Genomic DNA, 21,944 nt, shown 5'->3' on the forward strand with positions numbered 1-21,944 from the left:
CTTACCGGCGCCTACTACCTGTGGGTCAAGCCGGCGCTTAACGCAGCGGATCGAAGTGGCGCATAACCGTCGGCATCGTGCCTTCAGTCATCGACTGGGCCATCATCTTTCCGGTGAGCGGGCCGAGCGCGATTCCCCACATTCCGTGACCACCGGCGACGTGGACGCGCGGTGATTTGGTAGCGCCGATCAGCGGCAAACCGTCAGTGGTGCAGGGGCGTGAACCGACCCATTCCTCTTCGCGGGCAGTCCAATCAATACCGCTGAGCATGGGCTTGGCAGCATCGATGATTGCCTGCACTCGACGCGGATCCAACGGTGCGTCGGGGCTGCGGAATTCCATCATGCCGGCCACTCGGAAGCGGTCGTGCAACGGCGTGCAGGCGACGCGCTGGGTGGGGAAGTACACCGGGTTCTTGGGCAGGTGATCGGGTTTGACGCTGAAGCTGTAGCCGCGGCCGGCCTGCACCAGTTTGCGAACGCCGAACGGTGCTGCCAGCTTGTTCAAGCGAGCGCCACTGGAAATGACGACGGCATCTGCTGTGCGTGAATCACCATTGGCGGAGCGAACAGTCACGCTGTCGGCGCGATCATCGATTGATGCGACGTCGAAGCCGGTGACGATCTCGGCGCCACGTTCACGGACGGCGTCGGCCAACGAATTCACGAACTGCGGGGGATCGATGAAACGCTGACCCCGCAGCCGGATTCCAGCTTTCACACCTTGCCCGAGGGAGGGTTCGAGTGAGTGAATCGTGTCGTAGTCGAGGAGATCGAAATCGACCTCGCCGCCCGATGCTTCGACGTGGTGGAACTCGTCCACCAAAGTTTGGCGGTCCTTTTCCGACGCGAATGCCGCGAGGAACGGATCAGCCAGGCGAGTGTGTTCCTTGACCCCGCCGTCGGCGAGTTCGTCGAATGCGCCCAGCGCAGTCCGGTTCACCTCGGTGTAGACGGACATCGCTTCCTGCCACTTCGAGGGCGTGCAGTGGCGAGCGAATCCGACGAGGAAGCGGATCAGTTTCAGATCCGTCGTCAGCGGGACATACACGGGTGACGACGGGCTGAGCATCGCGCGCAGGCCGTACTGCAGCACAGCAGGCTCGGGGAGTGGAAGCGTGAGGGCGGGCGCCAACCAGCCGGCATTTCCCCAGCTGGCGTCGGCTGCGACGCCGTCTCGATCGACGACGGTGACGTCGACTCCGCGTTCCTGGAGGAACCAGGCCGTCGACAATCCGACCATGCCTGCGCCGACCACGACTACACGATCGGGGCTCTGACGAGTTCCCATGACTACTCCTTTAGCTCTGCTGAAATCCGAGACGCCGGTCACACCGGCTCGCTTTCAATCATGGGCTGGGGAGATGGGAAAAGGAGTGGCCGTTCGGCCACTGTCCGCACGTCGTTGTTGTGCATTCGCACAGGCGGTCCGAGTTCGACATATTCGTGGATGCACGCAACAGTGGGTGACGAGGCGCATCCCGCCGCGCGGAGGTGAGTTGCGTGCAGACATGCGTGCGTTCGTCGGAGAAGCGACGGGTTGAGACGGGCGAACGACCGAGGTCTCAGCGGCGCGGGGTTGAGGCTCGTGCCCAGCCTCTGAGTGCGCCATTGCGTCCGATGTAGAACCGGTCTCATGTTGGGGCTCGAAATTGCTGACTTCCGCTCGCAGGAGGCTGAAATTTGACGCGATTTCGTTCGTTCAACTAAGGAAATGAAGGAATTTTCCATGTGTGACTGATCTTACGGTAGGTACTTTAGGGTTAGTACTAAAGTATTAAGCGCGCTCGGAAAGTTGCCCGTTTCTACTACTTTAGTACCCATAATTTCCCGAAAATAGGTGGCCGGCCTACAACTTTAGGATGAGATAGAGAAATCTCTTGGGTGAAGGTAAATGATCCCTTCAAATCGCCTGAAAAAAACTTTCTTCAAAAAACTGTTACAAGTTCCAATGAAACGGGCTATGGTGACAACCATCACATAGCGACAGTGAGTTCTGATCTAGTTCTTGAGCATCGGGTTTGAGCGAGACGTCTCGAACGAATGAAGCGAGATGTTGAGAGGAGCAGCAGCAATGAATCGCAGGGAGTGGCATCACTGGACTGATTTGTCCGCTCGCTATCGATACGACAGTTTAGATTGCCGAATCGCAGTGAGTGAGTTGGTTTAGTAGTTTAGCTATGCTCGTATAAATCTCTGATCCCATCTTATATCGTGTTCCGGAAGGTTTGATTGAATTGACGTATTTAGCTGTCCGGCGCTTGAGGATGCTCAATTAGCGACGAGGCTGAATTTAGTCAGTGCAAAGAAATTGAAGAGATGTAAATCTTGGATTGGCGGATGGAAGTATTGCTACGTTCATCTGTTGGGTTACAGGATCGATAATCGTGGACTCCCTCATTATAGTTCCGAGAATCACCCCATCCTGAGACTTCCCGCAGTCTGCGCAAGCGCTGACTCTGGGGGACTGACGGCACGGATCGCTTCAAGCGTAACCGCGTCGGGCAGGAAGTTCGATCAACTACCTTAACTAGAAAGTAGGATTGAAGAACATGACTGTATCACTGGCGCGACGCACGACGATTGGAATCGCGGCTGTAGCTGCATCCGCTGGCTTGGTTTTTGCAGCTGTAGCTCCGGTATCGGCCACTGCGGGATCGACGACTACCAGCTATAAGAATTCATGTTGGGCCGGCTCACCTGGAAATATCGGACAGCTGGAGAACATGTCGGTTACTGTTAACCATACAGGCGTGGCTCCAGCGGGTTCGCCTAACACCTACACGATTCAGTTCGGGCCTCAGGTGACACCAAGTGTTTCAGGTGTTTCGGGCTGGACATTCGACAATCTGAGCGAAATTCAGTACAAGCTCTCGTACGATGCTGCAACATTTACGAGCGCGTCCAAGACGAGTCTTGGCAGTGGCCTTTCTTCGAGTAGTCCGGTCCCGACGGTGACCGCGTCGGGTGGAATCATCACACTCGGCAAGTTCAAGGTTGATCCGAGTACTACCTTCAATGCGCCACAGATTACAGTTGTGACGTCGTCTCCGGTCTTCGACGTCAAACTTTCTACTGCGGGAACTGCGGCGGAGTTCGGTAATTTCGCGAACAACTACTTCAGCTTCAAGTCGAATGGACGGATTATCGGCGGACTCTTCCCCGCTACCGCGAATACCTCGTGCATTCCGGCGGATGCTATCGGCACGGTACCGAGCTACCCGACCCTGAACACCGGTGCGGGCACGCTCCACTAGGTTCGGTTTCTAGGTCATCCTGACCCCTTCCCACTGGGGGAGGGCGAGGGGATGGTTCTCAAACACAATGCAGCCTGTGCGATACCCGCACAGGCTGCATTGTTGCGAGTCTCCGGGATCTGATGTGTGGCACCGTGCGGAGGCGGGTACGGCGGACCCGCGTCGTTGGTTGTGCGGATGCCTCTTTGCCAGAGTTCGACGGCGGTGTCGCAGTACGAATATTGACGCTGACCAGCAGTAATGCGCGTAGGTAAGAGTAGAAACAGCTCAGCTTGCAAATGTTTTTGCTTGACGGGCAGCATCGCCCGACAAGTCAGGAAACCTCGACTGCGACTATTTCGGTGGGCACCGTCGTCAGGGCTGTTTGCTTCGACGGTTGGCCAAGCTCGAGGCGTTAGCGGCACTGACCTAATTCATGGCGAATCTCGTTGGCACGAGCAGAAAGAGCACGGCTTCGGAATGTGGAATCAGATAGGAGACCGGCTGCATACGGGTCGATCTGCCACGACTGGATATTGATTCGGGTGCTGCCTACCTGATCGATGAACCGATCAGGTAGGCAGCAGTCCCTCATACAAGATCGAGGTTAGGGATCCCTCGTACGGCACTTGACGGCTGGCATCTGGCTGATTGCGTACACGAGAAATCCCTAGCCGGGTAGAGCGGTGACGCCGAGTCCGTTACGTGCAAAATGCCGATAGCAACTTTGCTGCAGTCAGTGCTGTGCTCGCTCATTTTTCTCAGAAGTTCTTCAAATCTGTCTGCATTCTCAGGAACTTGAAAGCTGGGGAAGAGCCGACGTTAGTGGCACCAAATGGTGAGTGCTCGACTGATGTATTCATTGGCACGGCATCTTATCAGCGATCAGTCGAATGGATGCAGACGAGGGCATGATCAATCTGTAGGACTCCGGACAACGGATTCAGATGCTCCGTTTGCTTGTCGGCTGCTGCCCGAAGGAAAGCACTGTTCATTGGACCCCGCACAAGTAATTTCGGAAATTCTTGATTTCTGGAGTTTCTCAACTGCCGTAACTCGAATTACCTACTGGAAGAAATATTTTTATTTGTAACGCGTGTTTATGGCGAATTGTCGAGAAGGCGACAGGCGGAAATATCCTCAGGATCCGATTCGGCGGATCCGCTATGCAGTGGTCTAGCGTTCGCTGCTTCCTTGAGTTCCTCGAAACTTGCGCGAAGTAGCCCAATGTAGTGATGGAGGTCCGGCATTGACGCCGTGTCGGCACAAACATTCAGTGGCAACCCGCCGCCCGCTGCGACACCCATGAAGTGCCGCAGACCATCTCCGTCGACTGGCGGTTGGGCACCGATCACGGCTGCTCCCGGTGCTCCGTTCAGGGCCAGCCTGTCAACGGAGAGCGGAAAATTGCTCACCATTGTGTGCTGGGCGCGCGGGCGATTCATGTCGTAGGTGCTCTTCCCACGCATATGGGCGATCAACCGCAGAAGCGGTGCCGGCGCGGTCTCAGCCACAGCGTTCACACGGCGGACTGCGATGTGGGAGGTGCGGGTCTTTTCCGAGCGTGCGGATTCTGCAATGAGCGCCAGCCGTTCCAGCGGATCCTCGATATCGGTGTGCATATCGATGGCCAACGTCACCAACTGATTCGCTGACTCCCATTCCTCTACCTTGCGCATGGACCGTGGCACCATCGCGACTAGGGAGCCCTCGGGCTTTTCGCCCTTCTCGCTGAGATACCGCGTCAGGGCGCCACCGACGACAGCCAACAGGACATCGTTGATCGTCGCCCTGGACACCGCATCTTTGACCTGTCGAACACCGGCCACGGGGAGAATGATCTTCTCCAGAGTCCCGGACCCACTTACCTTGCCGTTGAAGCGAGTAGCCGGACGCTCATTGAAACTCTCCATCCATTCGCCGGCCAACTTTGCTTCGGCTACCGCTTGTTGGGCGGCCCGATTACCGGGGATATGTCTAGCGAACAGCAGAACCTGCCGCGGAAATCCCAGCACCGATTTGAGGAGCAGGCGCCCCTTCACGAGCGGCACCGAGGGCTCGATCTCAGCTGGCCGCAACCTATCCGAGAAGATGGCTTCACCCAACAATTGGATGGCAATTCCATCAGCGCCGCTGTGATGTGTCTTGAGCACTACCGCCGTTAAACGACCGGGCAGGTCATCGAGCCCTTCTACCCCGTTGAAGAAGTGCAGTTCCCAGGGCGGACGCGTTAGATCCATCCGCGAGGTCATCAGCTTGCTGACAGGCTTTTGTAGCGCGGCCCATCCGAGTTCGGTGATATTGGTGACTTGCACGTGGTCGCGGACATCGAATTCAGGGGCGGGGACCCAATGCGGATGCTCAAGCCCTAGTGATGTTCGCTGAATGCGTTGCGTAAACATGCGGTTGTGTCCGAGGCGCGCGGTGACCCACTCGACGGCCTGTTCCTGTGAGAACTCCGACTCCGGGTGCTGCGAGGTTTCGAAGAAGTACACGCCGATGAGGTGGCTTAGGTGACCGTCGGATTCGTTGTAGATGAAGTCGGCGTCGCGTGGGGCTAATTGATCCACTCCCAGAGTCAACGGGTTGGTAAATCTCATGGGTGCTCCTCGTGTGAGCAGTGTAGGAATCGTGTACGGGCATGTAAGACCGCAAATCCCCGAGGCCGAAATCGGCCTCGGGGATGCGAGTTCAGTGGTGTAGGGATACAGCTTCGGCGGAAGCGGACTACTTGTTCTGCATCATCGTACTTCCCATGGCAGTCAACCCTGCAGTTCCTGCGATTATGTTCAGCATTGCGGCCAGATACCTCTGGAACATCAGGAATTTCCTTTCTTTAGACTGGGTAGGATGACAGTGTATTTAGGTAATTACCAAACGTACCCACCAGATCAACTGAGCCGAAATCGACCAATGCAGATAGGTAGGTCAGAAGTGTATTGAGCATTGTTTCCTCTCTCGACTACGAGCCGGCGATGGAGCCGAGGCCCGCTTGGATGAGTCCGGCTGAAGCCGCGGATCCTGTAACGACCAGATTGATAAAGCCAGAGATCGTGTCGAACACGCCATCGATGATGGCAAGCATAGCTGTCACTGGGAGTTGGACCGAGTTGGCGTCAATGCTTGCGAGCGAGTCCATCAAACTTGCTGTATCCACTATCTTTCACATCCTTACGATTGTTGTATTATGCAAGAGGCATGGGGGCGGTCCAGTCGAACTCGATAGAATAAACTATCGGAGAGTACACTATAGCGGTAATTACCCCCTTTATGAGTCCGCCCATATCGCCATTAAGAGCAGTAGCTACCGACCCCAAACTACCCATCATTCACTCCTACTGTAAAAAATACTCGGAAATAAGTCTTTCTAGTCATCAGCTGAGTTCAATCGATGAAACCAATGAACCTGCTAGGCTTTCCGTTCCGGGCATCATTGACCCGGACCATACCTGATTCAGTAGCGTGCTGAACAGCGCCGCCGTCGTCTCCAGTAACATAATGCTCATACAGTTTTCCGCCCTTTCGGCAGATCTTGGAAGAACCCATTTTTACATCTGCACATGCTTGGCAGGTGCATTCCACAAGAGCGGTTCTAGTCGGAACATGGAGTCCCTGCAATCGTGCCGCTGAGATTTTCCATTGTCCCTTAGGGGGCCTTATGTGGCGTGACGAGATGAGGTTAGCTCGAGCAAGTCTACTTTGACTAGGGAATTGTAAAAGAAACTGAAACTGGTTCTATTTCCGCAGGTCAGGCGTTCAAAAGTGCATTTCCTGGCCACTTTAAGAAGATCTTGCGGAAGGCTAACTAGATTGAAACATTTGCATTGCTGAATTGCTGGTTTCGGCTGGACAAATGTCCAAGTATTAGTACTTTAGGTGGAAGTGTTCTAGTACTTTTGGGGGAACTATGATGGAAAAGCGACCAAAACTATGCGGAGTCGGAAGCGGTCCGATATCGTCCCGGGCCTTCCGGGGTTGTTCAGGAGTTTCGCAGCTTTAACTGAAGCATCAGGATCAGCCGAGTGTCGGCGTCCGTCAGGTCGACTCCGCACATGTCTTTGCACCGGCGCAGACGGTTGCGCAGGGTATTCGGGTGGACGTGCAGCGCCGCAGACGAGTTTGCGACGTCGCCGCCCTTGTCGAGGAATGTGCGGGCGGTGGCAACCAGTTCGCTCCCGTGCTGCCGGTCGTGTCTTTCCAGGGCACCCAGGGGAGTTGATTCGCCCAGTCCGTCGAAGATATCCGCCACATGCAATGCGAGCACCGACGCCAAAGTGTCCTTCATGCCGGCAACAACGCCACCGGACTTGCCGTGGCGCAGCGCCCCCAGAACGTGATCGGCATCGGAGCGGGACAGGTGCGATTCACTCGCCGATTTCACCGTACGGCCCACGGCGACTGCCAGAATTCCGCGCTCGCGGGCACGGCCCAGAAAGTCCTCGAGTAGTCGGCGCGTGTTTGCTTCATCGGCAGCAACAACGAGGTAAGTCGAGTCGATCAACTGCGCAATTACGGCGTCGACGGACAGGGTGTCCAGATACAGTCCCAGCGACGCAACCACACCGCCCGGCATCGAACCTGAGACAGTGCCGACGGCAACGACAGTCAGAGGCCCCATCAGGCGCAAATCCTCAGCGGCTCGAAATGCTTGCTCGCCGCCGCTGATCAGTGCCTTTACTCGTTCGGTTTGGCGACGCCGGGTGCTGTTGATTCGGTCGCGTTCGGATGCAATGTGCTCGGCGACCACAGGCACCGCTGCCCGCAATGTCGATTCCTGCGTCGGCGTCGGTGGGCCGCCAAGTGCTACCCAGATGGAACCGACGGCAATGTTGTTGTCCCGCACGGCGATAACGAGTCGGGGAGTGATCGCCGGGTCGGCGAGGTCGACGTAAATGGTATCCGTTTCGCGATGCAACCGGTCGAAAACTCCGGCATTGGAGAGTAATTCACGAATTCTGCTTGGAACTTGCCGGCCGAGGATGGTTCCGATCCGGGCTTCGTCCACAGCCTGCTCGCCACCCGAGTACGCAAGAACCGTCGAGTTCTCGTCTTCGATCGTGACGGGAGCTCCGAGCAATTCCGCCAGTGAACCCGCAACGGAGAAGAGGTCGTCGTCGCGCAGTTCCATGACGGTGAGCCTACTGAGCCGTTACTGCCAGTGTCTTCCGATGCTCGGCGACTCTGCGATTGCGACTATAGGCTGGTGCGATGGCCGACATCGAAGGGGTTCTATTCGACATCGACGGGGTCCTGCTCACATCCTGGCAACCGATCGAGGGAGCAGGTGCTGCAGTTCGCGATGTCCGCGAGCGGGGGTTGGCCTGCGGTTTTCTCACCAACACCACGTCGCGCAGCTCGGAGTTGATCGCGCAAGGCCTGTGCGACGCCGGAATTGCCGTCGAGGCCGATCAGATCGTCACTGCCGCCAGGCTCACAGCGGAGTACGTGCGCACGACGTATCCGGGGGCAAAGGCGTGGCTGCTCAGCAACGGCGACGTATCGAGTGATCTCGAGGGAATCGAACTCGTCGACAAGAACCCGGATGTTGTCATCCTCGGTGGCGCCGGCCCCGAATTCACCCACGAGGCGCTGAGTCGCGTCCTCGAATATCTGCTCGACGGTGTGCCCGTCGTCGCGATGCACCGCGGGATGATGTGGGAGACCGCCACGGGCCTGCGCGTCGATACCGGAACCTACTTGCCAGGATTGGAAGAAGTGGCGGGCGTCAATATCGCCGCCGTCGGCAAACCGTCGCTGACGGGGTTTCTCGCGGCAACCGAATTGATGGACGTGGACCCCGAGACAACAGTCATGGTGGGCGACGATCTGATCGGCGACATCCTCTCGTCGCAGCGCGTCGGTTTGATCGGAGTTCTGGTGCGTACCGGCAAGTTTCGGCAGGCGGTGCTCGAATTGGCGACGCAACAGCCGGACTACGTCATCGACTCCGTAGCGGATCTTCCAGCGTTGTTGGAAACCTTGCTCAAGTCGTGACCTTCAAAGCGTGACGGGGTTCAGCAGAGCGGGTACTGTCGCGCCCGAATCCATGAACGTGTTCCACGAAGGAGTTTTCTATGCCCTTGATCTCGTCAGTCTGGTCCCGTCGCTCGTTTTCGCGAGGTAACGGAAGTGCCAGTAATCGGTTGGGGGGCCGCCTGGCGCGAACAGGGGCTGTATTGACTGTAGGAATGGGCTTGGCTGCCGGGCTGGCACTGACCGGAGCCGGAGCCGCATCCGCCGCTCCCGTCACGTGTGCTTCGCCGCCGGCAACAAATGACATTCAGGTATCCGAGACCGCGAGCTGCGGCGCGCAGTCCGTCGGCGCCGGACGTTCGCAGGCTGGTGCCATGGAAAGCGGAACGGCTGTCAGTGTCTCGGCTGACAACGGTTACTCCAATTCCTACGCCAACGGCTTCGGTACGGCACTCGGTGCTTCGCGCGGCAACGGTCAGGCGCACGCCTACGCACTCGGCGGCGGCATCGCCCGCTCCGGTGCAGCAGACGGAAACGTCACGCTCGCCATCGCCGGCTGGGGCGCCGGGGCAACGTCCGATGCCAACGGAGTCAACTGCATGGGCGCCCTTTCCTTTGCAGTGAACTTCACCAACGGACAGTTCTGCATCGCAGGCTGAGTTCCTTTACCTTGCACTCGGCACGCTCGAGTGCTAAAAATGCAGTTGGCACTCACGAGGTGTGAGTGCCAGGTCGAGGCAGTGAGATCGGGAACCATCGACACCCCCGGTCGTCCGTCGCGGGCACTGACTCAGACCACAGGCTAGATGGGTGACCAGGCAAAATTCGGTCGCCCTGTGCCGATGAGGTGACCCGACGAGCGGTCACCTTGTGTGTCACCCCCTATCCGGAGGATCACTTCGCAATGGCAAAGATCATCGCGTTCGACGAAGAGGCACGTCGCGGCCTCGAGCGAGGCCTCAATGCCCTCGCCGACGCTGTCAAGGTGACGTTGGGCCCCAAGGGTCGCAACGTTGTTCTCGAAAAGAAGTGGGGCGCCCCCACGATCACCAACGATGGTGTTTCCATCGCCAAGGAGATCGAGCTCGACGACCCGTACGAGAAGATCGGTGCCGAGCTCGTCAAGGAGGTCGCCAAGAAGACTGACGACGTCGCTGGCGACGGCACCACCACCGCTACCGTTCTCGCTCAGGCACTGGTCCGCGAAGGCCTGCGTAACGTCGCAGCCGGCGCGAACCCGCTCGGCCTCAAGCGCGGCATCGAGAAGGCTGTCGAGGCTGTCACAGCTCGCCTGCTCGAGACCGCCAAGGAGATCGACACCAAGGAGCAGATCGCTGCTACCGCTGGCATCTCCGCTGGCGACCCGTCCATCGGCGAGCTCATCGCCGAGGCAATGGACAAGGTCGGCAAGGAAGGCGTCATCACGGTCGAGGAGTCCAACACCTTCGGCCTGCAGCTCGAGCTCACCGAGGGCATGCGCTTCGACAAGGGCTACATCTCGGCGTACTTCGCCACCGATGCAGAGCGCCAGGAAGCCGTCCTCGAAGACGTCTACATCCTGCTCGTCAGCTCCAAGATCTCCACGGTCAAGGACCTGCTGCCCCTGCTGGAGAAGGTCATCCAGTCCGGCAAGCCGCTCCTGATCATCGCCGAGGACGTTGAGGGCGAAGCTCTCTCCACCCTCGTCGTCAACAAGATCCGTGGCACCTTCAAGTCTGTTGCCGTCAAGGCTCCCGGCTTCGGTGACCGTCGTAAGGCTCAGCTCGCCGACATCGCCATCCTCACGGGTGGAGAGGTCATCAGCGAAGAGGTCGGACTCTCCTTGGAGACCGCAGGCCTCGAGCTCCTCGGCCAGGCACGCAAGGTTGTCATCACCAAGGACGAGACCACCATCGTCGAAGGTGCCGGCGACGCCGACGCCATCGCAGGTCGCGTCAACCAGATCCGCGCTGAGATCGAGAACAGCGACTCGGATTATGACCGCGAGAAGCTGCAGGAACGTCTGGCCAAGCTGGCCGGCGGCGTTGCAGTCATCAAGGCCGGAGCAGCTACCGAGGTTGAGCTCAAGGAGCGCAAGCACCGCATCGAAGATGCAGTGCGTAACGCTAAGGCAGCTGTTGAAGAGGGCATCGTCGCCGGTGGCGGCGTAGCACTCATCCAGGCAGCTCCCGCCCTGGACGCTCTCAAGCTCGAAGGTGACGAGGCAACCGGCGCGAACATCGTTCGCGTTGCACTGTCCGCACCGCTCAAGCAGATCGCATTCAACGCTGGCCTCGAGCCCGGCGTTGTTGCAGACAAGGTCGCTAACCTGCCCGCAGGTCACGGCCTCAACGCTGCGACCAACGAGTACGAAGACCTGCTCGCTGCAGGCATCAACGACCCGGTCAAGGTCACCCGCTCGGCACTGCAGAACGCAGCGTCCATCGCGGCTCTGTTCCTGACGACCGAAGCTGTTGTCGCTGACAAGCCGGAGAAGTCTGCTCCCGCAGGCGATCCCACCGGCGGCATGGGCGGCATGGACTTCTGAGTCCATCCCCTTAGCTCCACTGAGCCGGCCCACTCCTTCGGGAGTGGGCCGGCTTTCTTTATGGGCGCGGTGTGTGTGGTTGCGCGCAACTTGTTGTGAGATGGCTGGATGTGCTTGTGTGGGCGCGGTGTTCGTGGTTGCACGCAACTCGTGGTCAGATGGCTGGATGTGCCTGCGCGGGCGCGGTTGTGTGCACTGGTGCGTGGTTGTGGTGGGCGCGGTGTTCGTGGTTGCACGCAACTCGTGGTCAGATGGCTGGATGTGCTTGTGTGGGCGTGGTTATGTGCACTCAGGTGCGCCGGCTCCGCCGACGTTTGCGCACCACCGTGATGATTTCGTCCACCACCTCGTCCAGGTGCGCCATCGCGGTTGCGGCTGAGTAGCGCAGCACGAGCCAGTCGTCGAGTATCAGTACGTTCTGTCGGCGCCGATCGTTGTTGAATACCTCAGGCTCGGTGTGGAATTCGCGACCGTCGATCTCCACGATCACCCGACCTCGCCGGCACATGAGATCGCCGTAGTACTTGCCGACGCGGCCGTTGAGCTCGAGAGGAAAGTCGCGTGCGGATAGTGCTCGGGCGACAACACGTTCCGGTTCGGATAGCGTCCCCGGACAGCACGTTCGAAGTTGTTTCCGCACAGCAGGTATTCCGTGCATGCGTTTCATATTCTCGCACTGCAATGCGATCGACTTCCAGGGCACTTTAGTTGAAACCGCGGCGTCGAAGAACGCTTCCAATTGGGGGAGAGGCAGTGCCGTTGCGACATCGATGAAGCACTGCTCGATCGACACTACTGGTAGGCCCTCGCATAGGTCCGTGGACGCTAGAGCTCGACGGTGCAGGCGTATCCACGACGGGCTGCGCGCCTGTGTGGACGCCGGCACGGTGGCTTCTACGAGGTGCGGTTCCTCGTCGAGCAGGCCCCAGAGCCAGGCGGCCGTCGTGTGGCTGAGAACCGCGTCGGGTTTCCACAGGGTGACTGCGATGCAGCGCTCGAGGTACTCGGGTTCTTCGGTGGAATATACCGACGGCAGGATGCGGTGAAGCTTTCCTGAACGTATGGCACGAGTAATCGCACTGCTGTCGAGCCCGCGATCGAGCAGTTGCTTTCGGGTGATCACGTCCATGTGAACACTGTGGCGGCACCGGGGTCGGCGTGCTTGCTCCGAAACTTTCCTGTGGATAAATGACGTACCTGTGAATGGTTGTGGGCTCGAGAAGTGTTGTCTGAACCATTATTTTTCGGGCGTCTGGGTGCATGACCAGCAAAAATAGAACAGGTTACAAACTAGTCCTAAAGTAGTAAGCCGAAAGCTCACCAACGCGAGCAAAATTGCGTTAGCGTGATGCCGGACATCGCCACGGAGGCGGTTGGTTCGGCGGAAATCTGAATGTCAGAAACTCTGGATTCCTTTATGTACTACCAGATTTCACTCCTTGTGAGATGTCACAGGCAGGCTTGTGCGGATGTGTGATGAATTGACTCATGATCTACCGAAGGGGAAAAAATCAGCGTGATTAATTCGGTTCTGGTTACAGCGGCAGCAGTTTTATCCGGGATGTTCGACAACTTCTGGACAGGGTCAGATCTACCCTGGGGTCAATAGAAGTACTTGGGTTTCCCGAAATTCTTTGACAGCAGGGCGGTTCGACTGATCGATGCAACGGCTATCTCGTCAAACACGTGCGCTGGAGTCATCCAGCCTGGTGTTTGGCGAGTTTGGTCGTTGAGCTGAGTCGCTGGTACTGACGTCCCACACCTTCGCAGTGAATGTGACTGCGGCACTTCATGGTTGCCCGCAACGATCTGCGCCGGCTGTGGCGGTGCTGCGGTGCGGCACGAGCAAAAGTAATGTGCTCGTTGAGTACCCGAGCTGAAGGTAGGAATGCAATGGCTGTCCGAAGTCTGAACCATGCGGTGTTGTTCGTTTCCGACGTCGAGGGGAGTGCAGCGTTCTACTGCGATGTACTGGGGTTCGAGCGGCTGCCGGTCAACTTTCCCGGCGGAGCATTCCTACGGGGAGCGAATTCGGCGAATGACCACGACTTGGGGCTTTTTCAGGCGAGAGCGCCACGTGCACGCGACGGTGCCGTAGGCCTCTATCACCTGGCGTGGGAGGTGGAGACTCTGGGCGAGCTCGCGCTCTGTCATGATCGGATGCTGGCATCGAACGCTCTCACCGGAGCGTCCAATCATGCTGCTACAAAGGCCCTTTACGGCCGGGACCCCGACGGAATCGAATTCGAAGTCACGTGGCTCGTGCCGGATGGTCAGCTCGACGGTGAACTCACCCCGGGCGTCGCGTACACACGGCCACTGGACATCGCGGCCGAGATCGAGCACTACGGCGCTTCGACCCCGGGCGGGCCACGTACTGATCGTGCAATTTACGCGCAGCTCATGGCACGCGTTGCCGAGCAGAACGAATAGGCCGTCACGAAGCTTCGGAACGATCCTGTGATCGCAGATCGTTGGCGACGCAGGTGTCCCAGATATCGCGGGCTGCGATTCTGACCGTCGAGACGAGTTTGTTCATCTTCATGTCGTCGATCGGCCCGCAGACCGAGATCGCAGACCGGTTTCCGTAGAGATGATCTCGTGGTCCGATAGATGTTGCTATGCAAGCGATTCCGAGGACAGATTCTTCGCGGTCCGTCGCGAAGCCGCGGTCGCGGATGCGTTCGAACTCCTGGTGAAGGTGGTCCTGCGAGTCGATGCTGTACTGAGTCGATTTGCGGAGCGGCGTGGGTATGGAACCGCGAACCTTGTCTTCGTCGAGGTTGGCAAGAATTACCTTGCCGACGGCGGTGAGGTGCGCGGGCATTCGGGAACCGACTCGGCTGGGCAGTGTCAGCGGTATGCGCCCCGGGACGCGGCCTAAATAGAGTGTGTCCCCACTATTCACCGCGGCGAGATGCACCGTCAGGCCGGTCGAGCGAGCTAGTTGGTTCAGGACAGGTACGGCGCCGAGGCGCAGTCGGTTCTGGTTGAGCGCCCACTGGCCGAGTTCATACGACTTGCTGCCAAGTTCGTATCGATGATCAAGCCGGGTGAGCCAGCGTTTTGCGAGGAGTTGTTCGAGTAGGCGGTGCGCTGTTGAACGAGGGATGCCTGTTCGTTGCGTTACCTGCGACAGCGTGAGGGGCCCGGTGCCTTCGAATGTTTCGAGGATGGCCGAAATTCGATCCACTACCGATACCGGATCGTCCACCTTGCGAGTGGTTCTCACCATGAACTCCTGACCTAGCCGCAATTCCGTGATCACGGTCACCATAGTTGCGCTGGAATGGGGTTAGCAAACGGATAGCCCGCCCAGGCGGACGTATTGCCGACGGCATAGATAGCCTCAGCATTGCTGTTGGTTGGATTCATGTCCAGTATAGGGCAATTTCTGTCGAAAAGTCACGATAAGTGAAACAGTTCACGCATGTCTGGAAGTTTGCCAAGATTGCTCAGTTAGTTGTTGGCGGCCGCGTTTGCGAATGCGCGCAACTCGACTCCAGATGGCTGGATGGGCCTCCGTGCACGTAGTTGCGTGCACTGGCACGCAAGGTGGCAGGGAATCGTCGGCGCCAATTCGGTTCGAGATCGGGGAGTGAACGAGTCGCCCTGAATCTCCTCAGAACCCGAAATCTCGGACTTCGGGTCGCTAGAATCCGGACCAACTTTCCATAGTCGAATTTGAGGGGCGCATATGATCTTTCGAAGTTCGTTGGCAGCAGGGGTATCTCAACTAGGTCCCCGCGACGCGGAATTCATCTACAACGAGTCCGAAGGCCACCTCAGTCACATGGTCTGCGCGTACTTCTTCGACACCACGGGTCATCCGCTCGCGGACATGACGCACGCCGACGCAGTTCGGTGGATTACGGAACGATTCGGCTACTGGCCATTGTTTACGAGTCGAGTACAGCGAGTTCCCCTCGATCTGGACTATCCGTATTGGGTACCGGCAACGGAGTTCAACGTCGACGATCATGTTCGGGTGCACAAGGCGTCGGGATCCGGGTGGGCGCCGGTTCAGGCGCTCTTGGGCAAGTCGCTGAGCGCGCCGATGGAATTGACGCGGCCTCCCTGGGAGCTGGAGGTCATGACCGGGATTCACGGCATCGACGACCTACCGGGCGACCTGACGTTGATTATGTTGAAGACGCATCACAGTGCCGGCGATGGTCTGGAGATCCGGAATCTCACCAATCGGTTGTTCTCCGGGCCGGCGAAGCCCAAGGAATCCACCCGAGAGTCGGGGCTGCCGCTCGTAGAGATGGTGGGGCGCACAGCCTTCGGTATGCCCGGGCAACTGATCCGATTCGGGAAGGGGCTCTCGGCCACGAAGGTTGCGGCCGAGGAGATTGCTCAGGCTGAGGAATCCGGCGAGTTGGCGAAGTATGTCGCAGATCGTCCGCCGACGCGGTTTAACCATGTGTTGGAAGGAGATCTCGCCCTCGATTTTGTCACGCTCGACGGCGCAGACATCAAGGCGATCAGAGCGGCAGTGCCGGGTGTCACGGTAAACGATATCTTCCTGACTGTGGTGGCCGGAGCGCTAAACAAGTATCTCGACGAAAAGGGTGAGCGACCGGAACGTCCACTGGCAGCGATGGTTCCGCGCTCGATGCGGCAGATTGCCGAGTGGGAATCCGCGAACCAGCTCGCACTCTTGACGGTGGATCTGCATTCCGACGTAGCCGATCCGGTGGAGAAGCTCACGCGCATCCGGGATTCCGCGCTGGTGGCGAAGGCGCGTAGTTCCAACCTGGCAGTGCGGAAATTTAGCACCCGGATCGAATCGTCACCCGCGGCATTGCTTCGCTTGACCGGGTTGGCAAGGCGCCTCAACAAGATGAATACGGAACGCGACGTCACGCAACACACCACGATAAGCAATGTTCCGGTGACCATCGACGGCAATGTCTTCGAAGGCGCTCCGGCGGTTGCCGTTCTCGGTGGACAAGCACCTGTCGACGGAGATGTATTACGCCACTTTCTGATTGCCGCAGCAGGAGGTGCCTTGACGCTCAATGTCATCGTGGCTCGTGGGGCGATGCCAGACCCGGAGCATTACGTGGTGCTACTGCGCGAGAGCTTCGACGCGTTATTGGCTGCAGTCGAAGGCGATGTTCGCATCCCTGCGCAATAGCATCGTGCGCAAGTTCGGTAGGCGGCCGCCAAGACGGGCCTGCCGGGTTGGGCGCGTCAGTGGAAAGTCTGTGCTGCGTAAGGGTCAATGTTTATCTGGACAATTGTTCAATTTGTTTATATGGACCATTGTCCAGTTATGTCGGTCGAATATTGAACCGGCAGCGCAATTCGGCATTAGGGATTGATGCGAATTACTAATTCGACTTTTTTGTCCGTTTCGCTGACGAATGGCAATGGAACGGCTTACAGTGGCGGACAACACATCACGTGTTGACCGCAGGAGGCGTCGCGACAGACGCCTTTCCCGGCGGGGGAATCTTCTATGTAGGGAGTTCAGACATGGGTTCAATGATGGATATCCTGGCCGTAAACAATGGCCAGGGCGTGATGGATCTCATTGCAATGCTGTTGGGGGTGGACAACTTGGGAGCGAACCTCTTCGGTTCGTTGAGTGATGCCGCCGGTGGGATCTTCGGATCGTTCGATTCCATCAGTTTCAGTCCCGAAGTTATTACTCCCGCTCCCTGATTCTTCGGCTCTGAACTGCTTTGAGAGAACCTGGACAACAAACCAACTTCGAAGGAGAGTGTCATGATTGAAGGTTCCATTATGGATGCTGCAGGATCTGTCGGCACGATCGTCGGTACCGGTATGGGTAGCGTGACCGCGCTCGGAGTCAAGGGCCTCACCGCCCTCGCTGCACTGAGCGGCGGAACGCTCAAGGCCGCTAAGTAAGGGCTAAATACTTTCCGTTTCGGGGCCATGCGTATGCCGCATGGCCCCGAAATGCTGTTATCGATCGAATTGATTGTTCTATTTGATAGCCGAATTGTCACTGAAATAGACAATATTTAGTACTAAAGTACTAGTCCAATGGCATCAACATCCAAGCCGCAAGATAAATTAATGCCGCAGTTCCACCAGTGCATATAGCTGCAATAACAGTGAGAACGCGAACAAAATTGACGTCGACACTGAAGTATGTGGCTATTCCTCCGCAAACTCCGGCAAGGATTTTGTTTTCAGCGGACCGGGTGAATGGTCTCGGTGTGTGGTTTTCGAATGTCATATCCCAATTCTCGATCCCGCTGGTCATGCACACCATCGGGAATCTCCCTGATATTTCCCTGATCTTCGAGTCGCTCGGACTCGCCTGTTCACCGCCGTGTCACCGAATGGTTGCTGTCGGCGGCTAACCTGTCACGAGTGACCGACATAGCAGAACGACGTCCCTTCCTGAGTGCCTTCGCGGATCTCTCAACCGCTGTGGATCTGACCGATACGACGGGCTTCACCGTCGACGACAGTGACGACGACGATCCCGTATTGCTCACTGCGCCGGAAGGTTTCGAGGTCGACACCTGGCGTGAGGGATATCCGTACGACTCACGGATGCCTCGCGACGAGTACGAGCAGGTCAAGCGGCTACTGCAGATCGAACTGTTGAAGCTGCAGAATTGGTCGAAAGAGACCGGTGCCCGTCACGCGATAGTGTTCGAGGGTCGCGACGCTGCCGGTAAGGGCGGCACCATCAAGCGGTTCATGGAACACCTCAATCCGCGTGGTGCTCGCGTCGTCGCGCTGGAAAAGCCGTCGACGCGAGAGTCGACGCAGTGGTATTTCCAACGCTATGTGCAGCATCTTCCGGCGGCCGGCGAGCTCGTGATGTTTGATCGCTCCTGGTACAACCGGGCGGGGGTGGAGCGCGTGATGGGCTTCTGTTCCGACGAAGAGCACGATCGTTTTCTGCGGCAAGTTCCGCTGTTTGAGCAGATGCTTGTCGACGACGGCATCAGCCTCATCAAGTTCTGGTTCTCCGTGTCATCTCTGGAGCAGCGGACGCGTTTCGCGATTCGCCAGGTGGATCCGGTGCGGCAGTGGAAGCTCTCGCCGATGGATATTGCCTCCCTGGACAAGTGGGATGCGTACACCGCGGCGAAGGAAGAGATGATTGGGTTCACTGATACGGCAGCCGCGCCGTGGACCGTCATCAAGAGCAATGACAAGAAGCGTGCCCGCATCAACGCGATGCGACATGTCCTGAGCCAGTTCGACTACGACAACAAGGACCACGAGATCGTGGGCACTCCCGACCCGCTGATCGTCGGCAGCCTCGAATAACCGGATGTGCTGACCTGCGCCGCCGGTGTGGATAGTGTGAGAGGCATGGAGACCGTGCCGATCCAGCTGCCCGACGGAACCCTGACTCCGATCCGGCTGTTTCCCGGGCCGAAGGACGACGCCCCCGTTGTTGTGATGTTTCCCGGTCTCGGTGTACCGGCGGGGTTTTACGATCCGGTGGCGGAAGCTCTGGTGGCAGCAGGCTTCAATGTCGCTATCGGGGAGCTGCGCGGCCAAGGCGACAGCCGGCCACGTCCCAGCGCGTCGAGCACCTTCGGGTATCAGGACGTGGTGTCGGTCGATTTCCCGGCGACGTTCGAGGTTGTGCGCGAAAGATTCCCGGCCAGCACACCGTTCCTGCTCGGCCACAGCATGGGCGGACAGTTGGGCGTGATGTACGCGTCGCGGATTCGCGGCCACCTCGGCGGGGTGATCCTGGTGGCTTCCGGTTCGCCGTACCACCGAGGCTTTCCGGGGATCCGGGCTCCGGGGCTGTATCTGGGTTCGTCGGCGATGTCGATGACGGCCAACATTGCGGGCTTCTGGCCCGGTGATCGCCTGAATGTGGGCGGCTTCGGACGGCAATCGAAGGTGCTGATCACGGATTGGGCCAGGTTTGCCCGCACCGGCAAGATTGAACCCGTGGGCGCAGATATCGACTACGAGGAGCGGATCGCCCGGCTGAGCTTGCCGGTCTTATCCCTGACAATCGGCGACGACGATCTTGCTCCGCGCCGATCCGCAAAGAACCTGGTGGACAAGCTAGCCGGCTCGCAAGTGACGATGGCGCACATCGACGAACCACTCGGTCACAACGGTTGGATCCGGAAACCCGAGGCTGTGACCGAGCGCGTCGTCACGTGGCTGCGTGACCGCTGAGCTTCTGCCACAAGAATTCGTAGGTCAGCGCACTCTTGTAGGCCAGCTGCGCATTGTCGGCGGCGCCGCCGTGCCCACCCTCGATGTTCTCGAAGTACAGAACCGGTTTGCCGAGTTCCTCCAACCGCGCTGCCATCTTGCGAGCATGCGCGGGATGCACGCGGTCGTCGCGAGTTGACGTTGCAATCAGAATCGGCGGGTACGACGCGTCCGCGCTGATGTTCTGGTACGGCGAGTACTCCGAGATGAAGGACCACTCGTCCGCGTTGTCGGGGTCGCCGTACTCCGCCATCCAGGATGCGCCGGCCAGGAGGAGATGGAACCGTCGCATATCCAGCAGGGGAACCTGACAGACGATGGCGCCGAACAACTCTGGGTACTTCGTGAGCATGATGCCCATCAACAATCCGCCGTTGCTGCCGCCCTGAGCGGACAACAACTCCGGCGTGGCGATTTTGCGGTCGACCAGATCACGCGCGACAGCCGCGAAGTCTTCGTGGACCTTGTGACGGCCGGCCTTCACAACCTGGGTGTGCCACCCTGGCCCGTACTCGCCACCGCCGCGAATATTGGCGACGACGTACGTACCACCGCGCGTGAGCCACGCCCGTCCGATGGAACCGCTGTACGACGGCGTCATCGAAACTTCGAATCCGCCGTAGCCGTACAGAAGCGTCGGGCCGGGTTGGGTGCCTTCGGTTCGGACCACGAAGTAGGGGATCTGGGTTCCGTCGACGGAAGTGGCAAAAAACTGTTGCGTCACAATATTTTCGGCGTCGAAGAATGCCGGGGCAGATTTGACGACGCTGGGCTCGGATTCGCCGATGACTCCGTGCAGAAGTGTTGCGGGAGAGGTATATCCGCTGGAATTGAGGAAGTACTCGTTGCTTACATCGGGATCGGTATCAAGGATCTCGATGGTGGTCAGTTCGGGTAGACCCTCGAAAGGCTGGTTTTCCCAACCATTTTCAACCGGCGTCAGAAGTCGCAGAGTGGTGCGGACATCGGTCAGGATGACCAGAATCAGATGGTCCCGGGTCCAACTGTATTGGTCGAGTGAAGAATGCTCGTCGGGTTCGAAGACGACTGTCAGGTCGCGGGAGCCTGCGAGGTAATCGTCGTATCGAGCGGCCAGCAGGGTGCCCGTCGCGTACTCGGTGCCCTCAACGGTCCAGGGTGACTTGGTGCGAATCAGCAACCACTCGCGATGAATCGAGATTCCCGCGTCCTCGGGCGTATCGATCAGAACCAACTCGCCGTCCGTCGTGAATTGGAACCGTCGCGAATTGTAGAAATCGACTGAGCGAGTGACGAAGTCGCGCTCGAAGCCGGGCGTCGGATCATGGGAAGCTGAGATTGCGACGTCGGTGCTCTCGCCCGCGTAGATCGTCTCGGCGCTGGAAAGGGGAGTGCCGCGCTTCCACCGCATCGCCAGGCGCGGGTAACCCGAATCGGTGAGAGAACCTTCGCCGGTATCCGTTCCGACATAGACGGTATCGATGTCGATCCAGTCGATATCGGTCTTGGCTTCAGGAAGGTAGAAGCCTGATTGTGGGCCGTCGGCATCGAGGAATTGTCTTGTCTCGATGTCGAATTCGCGAACCACTGCAGCATCCGCTCCGCCGCGGGACAGGCTGATCAGTGCGCGATTCCGAAGGGGGCGAAGCAACTGCGTGCCCTTCCAGACCCAGTTTTCGCCCTCGGCTTCGGCCAACGCATCGAGATCGACGAGCACGTCCCACTCGGGATTCTCGCTTTGATACTGCTCGAGGGTGGTGCGTCGCCACAGGCCACGAATATTGACGCCGTCTCGCCAGAAGTTGTACAGGTACTCGCCGCGTCGTCGGACGTACGGTATGCGCGCGTCGGTATCGAGGACCTCGCGGATATCCGACTGCATTTCCTCGAACCGCTCACCGGAGGCGAGTTGTGCTTCGGTGACGGCATTGTGCGCCCGCACCCAATCGAGAGCGGCCTCGCCCGTGACATCTTCGAGCCAGAGGTACGGATCATTGTCGGAAGTCATGGGTTCATTCTTACTGCTACCCGATGACAGTATTCGA

Annotated in this window: 17 protein-coding genes; 10 read left to right on the forward strand and 7 right to left on the reverse strand. The window is 58.4% G+C overall.

Features of this window, described 5'->3' with window-relative positions; all coding sequences use genetic code 11:
* Positions 1 to 37: 37 nt before the first annotated feature.
* Positions 38 to 1,291, reverse strand: coding sequence for an NAD(P)/FAD-dependent oxidoreductase (locus BDB13_RS10795; protein ID WP_094271639.1), 1,254 nt, complete (start codon positions 1,289 to 1,291; stop codon positions 38 to 40).
* A 1,462-nt stretch (positions 1,292 to 2,753) separates the two neighbouring features.
* On the opposite strand from BDB13_RS10795, the gene BDB13_RS10800 reads away from it, so the two are divergent.
* Positions 2,754 to 3,257 carry a hypothetical protein gene (locus tag BDB13_RS10800; RefSeq protein ID WP_141210632.1) on the forward strand — a complete coding sequence of 168 codons (504 nt, stop codon included), beginning with the start codon at positions 2,754 to 2,756 and terminating at the stop codon, positions 3,255 to 3,257.
* A 1,079-nt stretch (positions 3,258 to 4,336) separates the two neighbouring features.
* Here BDB13_RS10800 and BDB13_RS10805 read toward each other — a convergent pair.
* Positions 4,337 to 5,836: a wax ester/triacylglycerol synthase domain-containing protein gene (locus BDB13_RS10805; RefSeq protein WP_094271641.1), complete on the reverse strand. Its 1,500-nt coding sequence runs from the start codon at positions 5,834 to 5,836 to the stop codon at positions 4,337 to 4,339.
* 1,379 nt (positions 5,837 to 7,215) lie between these two features.
* On the reverse strand, positions 7,216 to 8,364 hold the full coding sequence (locus tag BDB13_RS10815; RefSeq protein ID WP_094271643.1) for a PucR family transcriptional regulator: 1,149 nt from the start codon (positions 8,362 to 8,364) through the stop codon (positions 7,216 to 7,218).
* An 80-nt stretch (positions 8,365 to 8,444) separates the two neighbouring features.
* Here BDB13_RS10815 and BDB13_RS10820 point away from each other — a divergent pair, with 80 nt between their 5' ends.
* The 3 genes from BDB13_RS10820 (at position 8,445) to groL (ending at position 11,736) form a co-directional block, all read left to right on the forward strand.
* Positions 8,445 to 9,230 (forward strand): HAD-IIA family hydrolase, encoded by a 786-nt coding sequence (locus BDB13_RS10820; protein WP_094271644.1) that lies wholly within the window; start codon positions 8,445 to 8,447, stop codon positions 9,228 to 9,230.
* Positions 9,231 to 9,310: 80 nt separating this feature from the next.
* Positions 9,311 to 9,868 (forward strand): DUF6764 family protein, encoded by a 558-nt coding sequence (locus tag BDB13_RS10825; protein ID WP_094271645.1) that lies wholly within the window; start codon positions 9,311 to 9,313, stop codon positions 9,866 to 9,868.
* Positions 9,869 to 10,113: 245 nt separating this feature from the next.
* Entirely contained in the window at positions 10,114 to 11,736 is a 1,623-nt protein-coding gene (gene groL, locus BDB13_RS10830; protein WP_094274835.1) for a chaperonin GroEL, read from the forward strand.
* Positions 11,737 to 12,025: 289 nt separating this feature from the next.
* Here the strand turns inward: groL and BDB13_RS10835 are convergent, their stop codons facing one another.
* Positions 12,026 to 12,865, reverse strand: coding sequence for a DUF559 domain-containing protein (locus tag BDB13_RS10835; protein WP_094271646.1), 840 nt, complete (start codon positions 12,863 to 12,865; stop codon positions 12,026 to 12,028).
* Between the two features lie 764 nt (positions 12,866 to 13,629).
* On the opposite strand from BDB13_RS10835, the gene BDB13_RS10840 reads away from it, so the two are divergent.
* Positions 13,630 to 14,169: a VOC family protein gene (locus BDB13_RS10840; RefSeq protein WP_094271647.1), complete on the forward strand. Its 540-nt coding sequence runs from the start codon at positions 13,630 to 13,632 to the stop codon at positions 14,167 to 14,169.
* Positions 14,170 to 14,173: 4 nt separating this feature from the next.
* On the opposite strand, the gene BDB13_RS10845 is transcribed toward BDB13_RS10840, so the two are convergent.
* Positions 14,174 to 14,971, reverse strand: a complete 798-nt coding sequence (locus BDB13_RS10845) for an IclR family transcriptional regulator (RefSeq protein ID WP_094274836.1) — start codon at positions 14,969 to 14,971, stop codon at positions 14,174 to 14,176.
* Between the two features lie 462 nt (positions 14,972 to 15,433).
* Between BDB13_RS10845 and BDB13_RS10850 the strand changes: the two genes are divergently transcribed.
* The 3 genes from BDB13_RS10850 (at position 15,434) to BDB13_RS32075 (ending at position 17,616) form a co-directional block, all read left to right on the forward strand.
* Positions 15,434 to 16,879: a wax ester/triacylglycerol synthase domain-containing protein gene (locus BDB13_RS10850; protein ID WP_094271648.1), complete on the forward strand. Its 1,446-nt coding sequence runs from the start codon at positions 15,434 to 15,436 to the stop codon at positions 16,877 to 16,879.
* 341 nt (positions 16,880 to 17,220) lie between these two features.
* Positions 17,221 to 17,409: a hypothetical protein gene (locus tag BDB13_RS10855; protein WP_094271649.1), complete on the forward strand. Its 189-nt coding sequence runs from the start codon at positions 17,221 to 17,223 to the stop codon at positions 17,407 to 17,409.
* 63 nt (positions 17,410 to 17,472) lie between these two features.
* Entirely contained in the window at positions 17,473 to 17,616 is a 144-nt protein-coding gene (locus BDB13_RS32075; protein ID WP_169635181.1) for a hypothetical protein, read from the forward strand.
* A 130-nt stretch (positions 17,617 to 17,746) separates the two neighbouring features.
* Here the strand turns inward: BDB13_RS32075 and BDB13_RS10860 are convergent, their stop codons facing one another.
* Positions 17,747 to 17,950, reverse strand: a complete 204-nt coding sequence (locus BDB13_RS10860) for a PspC domain-containing protein (protein ID WP_094274837.1) — start codon at positions 17,948 to 17,950, stop codon at positions 17,747 to 17,749.
* Between the two features lie 137 nt (positions 17,951 to 18,087).
* Here BDB13_RS10860 and ppk2 point away from each other — a divergent pair, with 137 nt between their 5' ends.
* Together ppk2 and BDB13_RS10870 are read left to right on the forward strand one after the other, a co-directional pair.
* Positions 18,088 to 19,002, forward strand: a complete 915-nt coding sequence (gene ppk2 / locus BDB13_RS10865; protein ID WP_176459562.1) for a polyphosphate kinase 2 — start codon at positions 18,088 to 18,090, stop codon at positions 19,000 to 19,002.
* A 45-nt stretch (positions 19,003 to 19,047) separates the two neighbouring features.
* Entirely contained in the window at positions 19,048 to 19,881 is an 834-nt protein-coding gene (locus BDB13_RS10870) for an alpha/beta hydrolase family protein (RefSeq protein ID WP_094274839.1), read from the forward strand.
* On the opposite strand, the gene BDB13_RS10875 is transcribed toward BDB13_RS10870, so the two are convergent.
* Entirely contained in the window at positions 19,859 to 21,907 is a 2,049-nt protein-coding gene (locus BDB13_RS10875) for a prolyl oligopeptidase family serine peptidase (RefSeq protein ID WP_094271650.1), read from the reverse strand. The genes BDB13_RS10870 and BDB13_RS10875 overlap by 23 nt on opposite strands.
* Between the last annotated feature and the right edge of the window lie 37 nt (positions 21,908 to 21,944).

Origin of the sequence: Rhodococcus sp. OK302 (assembly GCF_002245895.1) — a bacterium.
In the GTDB taxonomy this organism is placed as follows: Bacteria; Actinomycetota; Actinomycetes; order Mycobacteriales; family Mycobacteriaceae; genus Rhodococcus_F.

Excerpts from the sequence above, each read along its gene's own strand:
- BDB13_RS10840 (WP_094271647.1), top strand. The coding sequence starts at position 13,630 with ATGGCTGTCCGAAGTCTGAACCATGCGGTGTTGTTCGTTTCCGACGTC.
- BDB13_RS10875 (WP_094271650.1), bottom strand. The coding sequence starts at position 21,907 with ATGACTTCCGACAATGATCCGTACCTCTGGCTCGAAGATGTCACGGGC.
- BDB13_RS10795 (WP_094271639.1), bottom strand. The coding sequence starts at position 1,291 with ATGGGAACTCGTCAGAGCCCCGATCGTGTAGTCGTGGTCGGCGCAGGC.
- BDB13_RS10855 (WP_094271649.1), top strand. The coding sequence starts at position 17,221 with ATGGGTTCAATGATGGATATCCTGGCCGTAAACAATGGCCAGGGCGTG.
- BDB13_RS10825 (WP_094271645.1), top strand. The coding sequence starts at position 9,311 with ATGCCCTTGATCTCGTCAGTCTGGTCCCGTCGCTCGTTTTCGCGAGGT.
- BDB13_RS10805 (WP_094271641.1), bottom strand. The coding sequence starts at position 5,836 with ATGAGATTTACCAACCCGTTGACTCTGGGAGTGGATCAATTAGCCCCA.
- BDB13_RS10820 (WP_094271644.1), top strand. The coding sequence starts at position 8,445 with ATGGCCGACATCGAAGGGGTTCTATTCGACATCGACGGGGTCCTGCTC.
- BDB13_RS10860 (WP_094274837.1), bottom strand. The coding sequence starts at position 17,950 with ATGACATTCGAAAACCACACACCGAGACCATTCACCCGGTCCGCTGAA.
- BDB13_RS10850 (WP_094271648.1), top strand. The coding sequence starts at position 15,434 with ATGATCTTTCGAAGTTCGTTGGCAGCAGGGGTATCTCAACTAGGTCCC.
- BDB13_RS10815 (WP_094271643.1), bottom strand. The coding sequence starts at position 8,364 with ATGGAACTGCGCGACGACGACCTCTTCTCCGTTGCGGGTTCACTGGCG.
- groL (WP_094274835.1), top strand. The coding sequence starts at position 10,114 with ATGGCAAAGATCATCGCGTTCGACGAAGAGGCACGTCGCGGCCTCGAG.
- BDB13_RS10845 (WP_094274836.1), bottom strand. The coding sequence starts at position 14,971 with ATGGTGAGAACCACTCGCAAGGTGGACGATCCGGTATCGGTAGTGGAT.
- BDB13_RS32075 (WP_169635181.1), top strand. The coding sequence starts at position 17,473 with ATGATTGAAGGTTCCATTATGGATGCTGCAGGATCTGTCGGCACGATC.
- BDB13_RS10870 (WP_094274839.1), top strand. The coding sequence starts at position 19,048 with ATGGAGACCGTGCCGATCCAGCTGCCCGACGGAACCCTGACTCCGATC.
- BDB13_RS10835 (WP_094271646.1), bottom strand. The coding sequence starts at position 12,865 with ATGGACGTGATCACCCGAAAGCAACTGCTCGATCGCGGGCTCGACAGC.